Here is a 4,548-nt window from a genome sequence, read left to right as displayed (position 1 = left end):
GTCGAGGGTGTACTCGATGACTCGGACCGTGATCGGGTCGGCCCGGCGGTTCTTGTCCCGCGCGGCAACGATCTCCGACAGGTACGAGCCGTCGTTCAGGGTCTCGACCACGGGCAGGACCGCGTTGCTCTTCACCCGCCACAGGTCGAACCCGGCGAAGCCCCGGTCGGCCAGAAGGAGCATTCCCGCAGCCAGCCGCCCGAACAGGCGCCGGGCCAGCGCTGTTTCGCGCACCGACAGCGGGCCGACCTCTGCGGCGAAGACCGCATGCGTGCCGCACTCGACCACCGCCGTCATCCGCGCCTGCGGATACGCGCCCCGCCGCTGGCCGCGCGAGGATCCCGGACGGCCGAAGAAGGCGTCATTGGCGTCCAAAGTCACCGGTATTGAGGCTAGACGAGTAAGTCCGATGTGTTCAGTGATCAAATGCGATCAGCGACCGCACGGTCGGGGCGCCGGTCTTGTGGTTGCGCCAGATCGCGGCTGCCATCGCGAGAATGCGCTGGGCGACGCGGACGGCGACGCCCTCGAAGGTCCGTCCGCCGTGCTGTTCGAGGTCCAACTGCCCCTTCAACGTGTCGTTGACCGACTCGATCAGCTGGCGCACGGACTTGAGGAGAGACTCGCCCTTACGCTTCTCCTCCCGTTTGAAGGCCGGCCGCAGCAGGTCGATCCCCCGCACCGCGAGGTCTATCTCGAACTCCTTGGAAGCGAAGCCCTTGTCGGAGATCAGCAGTAGGCCGGGCCGGTCGGCGACCAGGTGCTCGTCGACGTCGAGCAATGCCTGGAGCACCTCGCGTTCGTCCATCTTCGGGTTCGCGAGCGCCCACAGGATTGGCATCCCCGTCGGGGTGCAGACCAGGTACAGGCGCAGGCCCCAGAAGAAGCGAGAGTGGGAGGCGCAGTACCCGTATCCGGCCCAGCCAGCCATGTTCGAGCGTTTCACCGTCGGCCGCGAACGCCCGCACTCCACCGGCGTCGAGTCCACGATCCAGTGGTTGTCGAACCAGAAGTCGCTCTCCGCGGCGAGCAGTCGTATCGCCTTCTTGACCAGCGGCAACGCAGCCTTGAGGCGCTTGTTGTATCCGGACTGCTGCGGCAGGTACGGAAACATCGCCGCGAGGTGCTTGCGCGCATACCGCAGCCACCGAGCTTCGGAGTGGAAGCCGAGCAGGGACTGGGCCACAGCGAGCGTGACCAGCTCGGCATCGCTCAACTGCGGCGGACAGCCCATCCATCGCTCCACCTCCAGCTCGTCGTCGATCTTCACGTACAGTGCTGCCAGCAGGGCGTCCAAGTCTTCGTTGTTCACAGAACGATCTTGGATGCCCTCTTCGCGTTTCCAGGCACGCCGTCGGGCATCGGACTGACTTGTTGAGGGCGCAAGCGGCGGACTATCCAAACTTGGCTTTAAACCCCACCAAGATCGTTTCTTGGTGGGGTTCGTTGTTTGCCTGACAGCAGGGCGGCCTCTGCTTGATCATGTGTTTCCGCCAAGAGACACGTTGATCAACCAAAGGCCGTGATGGACAGTCTGCAAGATGATGCTGCACGCGTCGAGGCGCTGGCCAGGTTGTCCCGGTTTCGCCGCGATTTCTACGGGTGCCTGACACTGCGGGCGGATGCGCTGTTCGAACTGGCGGACGCGGTGCTGTGTGCGGGCGGGCCGGTGGTGTCGCTGCCGGAGTTGTCGCTTCAGGAGGTGCACCGGCGTGGGCACGGGGCGATGTACGACGCGCTGGCCCAGGGGCACATCGCGGTGTCTCGCCTTCGGATGGCGCTGGCCGGACTTGAACTACCGCGCGGGGCGGACCGGCAACTTTCGATCGCGCTGGACGTCATTCCGTGGCCCCGTCCGGATGCCGAGTGCTCTGCGGAGCGGCTGCACTGCCACCGTCCGTGCCGCTGCGACGGGGTTCGCCAGACCATCCCGGGCTGGCCCCATCAAGTGGCCGCAGCACTGGGTGGTGGCCGCTCCTCGTGGACCGGCCCGCTGGACGCAGTACGACTGGGACCCGAGGACGACCCCACCGAGATCACCGCGGCCCAGATCCGGGAGCTGCATGCTCGCCTGGAACGGGCCGGACAGTGGCGGCCGGGCGACCCGCCGGTCCTGTTCGTCCTGGACTCCGGCTACGACCTCGTGCGTCTGACCTGGCTGCTGCGCGAGGAGCCGGTACGGCTGCTGGGACGTATCCGCGCGGACCGGGTGATGTACGCACCGGCCGGCAAGCGACGCGGAACCAACCCCGGGCGCCCGCCCCGTCACGGAGCGGAGTTCCGCCTGTCCGACCCCACCACCCACCCGGCCCCGGCCCAGGAGTCAACCGGCGTCCGCGACCGCTTCGGCGAGGTCCTCGCCCGCTGCTGGGGCCGGATGCACCCCAAGCCGGACCGGCGCGGTTCCTGGGTCGACCATCAGGGCGAACTGCCCCTCGTCGAGGGCACTTTGGTTCACCTGGCCGTCGAGCGTCTGCCCGGCAACCGCGATCCCAAGCCGCTGCGGCTGTGGCACGGCGACCCGACGCCGACACGCACGACGTCGACCGTCTGTGGCGGATCTTCCTTCGAAGATTCGACATCGAACACACCTTCCGCTTCTTCAAACAGACCCTCGGCCTGACCCGACCACGCCTGCGCACTCCCGAGCAGGCCGACCGGTGGGTGTGGCTGATCCTGGCCGCCTACGCCCAGCTCCGCCTCGCCCGGCCTCTGGCCGAGGACCTGCGCAGACCCTGGGAGAAGCCACTGACGCCAGATCAGCTCACTCCCGGCCGGGTCCGCCGCGGCTATCCCCGCATCCAGCGGATCCTGGGCACTCCAGCCAGTACGCCGAAAGCCACCCACCCCGGACCCGGCCGCCCCCGAGGCCGCACCTCCACCCCCGCACCCCGCCACCCAGTCGGCAAGAAAATGCGCAAACCGGACAGGCTCAGGCGTGGTGCGGCTGTGCAGCAGCCTTAAAGATCAAGCTAAATCGACGCCACTTGAGGTGGACCGGAGACCTTCAGAGCCTCCGCCGGGGACGTGGTGGCTGAGGCGTGCACTATTCTTTGATTGACTAGCCAGTTAATGAATAGGGGGTGCGGGATGCCACGAACGGCCGACCCAGTGCGGCATGCGCGGCGGCGGGAGGCAATTGTCGCCGAGGCGGGCCGCCTCTTCGGGGTGCAGGGATTCGAGTGGACGACGGTCGCGCAGATCGCGTCGGCCGCCGGGCTCAGCTCAGGCAGCGTCTTCTACTACTTCGCCGACAAACAGACCCTCTTCCGCGCGGTCTTTGAGCAGGACCTTCCGCGCGCGGAGGCGCTCATCGCCCGTCACGAGGGGACCGACGACCCCCTCGCCGCCGTCCTCGCCGTTGTGACCGAGCTGGCCGCGGAGGCCGAGGACCCGAGCGCTTCGGGCATGGTCGTCGAGCTGCTGCGGCGTGTCCAGCACGACGCCGAGCTCCTCGAAGTCGTCGGCCGCACGTCCCGGGTGGTGTGCGACGGGCTGGCGGGGCTCCTCGCGCGCGGAATCGAGGCAGGTACCGTCGACCCGGAGCTCGACCCTGCCGAGGCCGCCGCCTGGCTGGAGAACCTGGTGGACGCCACGTACCTGGGCGCTCGCCCCGACCACTCCCCGCTCCCCACGCTGCGCCGCACCGTCGCGCGCTACCTGGCGCCCGCGGGGACGGACCGAGAGCCCAAGAGGACGGAGCGAGAGAGTGAGAACACCGATGGCCAAGCGTGAGCCCCCCGTCACTGTGCGCCTGCCCGAGGCGTGGCTGTGGGCCGTCATCCTGGGCGGGGCCGCGCTCGGCCTCGGCGCCGCGTTCGCCGTGGGCCCGCTCGCCGACTGGATGATCAGCCTCTTCGACAGCGCGCCGGGCCCGCTCCGGCTGGCGGCCGCGCTGCCGCTCGTGTGGGCCGTGCCGGTGCTGACGCTCTGCGGCGGTGTGGCCGGGGCGTGGGTGGCGGGCACCTGGCGCAAGGAGAATCCCGTGATCGAGGTGGGTGTCGACAGCGTCGTCGTCCACGACGCCACCGGCGGCCGCCACGTCGAACGGGCCCGGATCGCCGAGGTGTTCACCGACGGCCGTGAGCTGGTGCTGCGCGATACCGACGGCTGGGAGCACGTCCGCACCCGGGTGGACAGTGGCCTCGTGGGGCGTCTGTCGTCCGCGTTCGAGCAGCAGAGGTATCCCTGGCGTGGCACCGCCGACCCGCACGAGGCGGATTACACCGCCTGGGTCGACAACGGGCCGGGCCTCGACGAGCGTGCCCACACGTTGCTGCGGATGCGGCAGCGGGCGCTCGCCGACGACCGGACCGGTGCCGCCGACGAGGCGCGCGACGAGCTGCGCACGCTCGGCATCAGCGTGCGGGACCGGGGCAAGGCCCAGCAATACCGCAAGGTGTGAGGCGCCCGCTGGCGGTCAACCAGCGGATTAGGGCGTGTTTCGAAAGTGGCGTCGTCCGCCCGCAGGGCGGGGCCGGGGGTGTCTGGTGCGTGCGATCGCAAGGCGGAGGGAGGAGAGCGCAGCGGGCTGCGCCGACGACCGAC

At 69.1% G+C, this 4,548-nt stretch carries 3 protein-coding genes and 2 pseudogenes; 3 read left to right on the top strand and 2 right to left on the bottom strand.

All coding sequences use genetic code 11. The features are described from left to right. Together ACH4EW_RS32340 and ACH4EW_RS32335 are read right to left on the bottom strand one after the other, a co-directional pair. A pseudogene (locus ACH4EW_RS32340) lies at nt 1-381 on the bottom strand (IS4 family transposase); the annotation flags it as partial. A 34-nt stretch (nt 382-415) separates the two neighbouring features. Next, on the bottom strand, nt 416-1,312 hold the full coding sequence (locus ACH4EW_RS32335; RefSeq protein ID WP_398263115.1) for an IS982 family transposase: 897 nt from the start codon (nt 1,310-1,312) through the stop codon (nt 416-418). 213 nt (nt 1,313-1,525) lie between these two features. On the opposite strand from ACH4EW_RS32335, the pseudogene ACH4EW_RS32330 reads away from it, so the two are divergent. The 3 genes and pseudogenes from ACH4EW_RS32330 to ACH4EW_RS32320 all read left to right on the top strand — a co-directional run bounded on the left by ACH4EW_RS32330 (nt 1,526) and on the right by ACH4EW_RS32320 (nt 4,405). Then, nucleotides 1,526-2,964: pseudogene (locus tag ACH4EW_RS32330) on the top strand (NF041680 family putative transposase). A gap of 126 nt (nt 2,965-3,090) precedes the next feature. Then, a complete protein-coding gene (locus tag ACH4EW_RS32325; protein ID WP_398263113.1) occupies nt 3,091-3,735 on the top strand; it encodes a TetR/AcrR family transcriptional regulator in 645 nt (214 codons plus the stop codon). After that, nucleotides 3,722-4,405, top strand: coding sequence for a hypothetical protein (locus ACH4EW_RS32320; RefSeq protein WP_398263111.1), 684 nt, complete (start codon nt 3,722-3,724; stop codon nt 4,403-4,405). Before ACH4EW_RS32325 ends, ACH4EW_RS32320 begins: the two co-directional genes overlap by 14 nt. Nucleotides 4,406-4,548: the final 143 nt, after the last annotated feature.

This window comes from Streptomyces sp. NPDC018000 (assembly GCF_044328025.1).
GTDB lineage: Bacteria > Actinomycetota > Actinomycetes > Streptomycetales > Streptomycetaceae > Streptomyces.
This window is presented reverse-complemented; position numbering and strand designations above follow the sequence as displayed.

What these genes read in the sequence shown, in the direction of transcription:
- ACH4EW_RS32320 (WP_398263111.1), top strand. Translation starts at nt 3,722, where the DNA reads ATGGCCAAGCGTGAGCCCCCCGTCACTGTGCGCCTGCCCGAGGCGTGG.
- ACH4EW_RS32325 (WP_398263113.1), top strand. Translation starts at nt 3,091, where the DNA reads ATGCCACGAACGGCCGACCCAGTGCGGCATGCGCGGCGGCGGGAGGCA.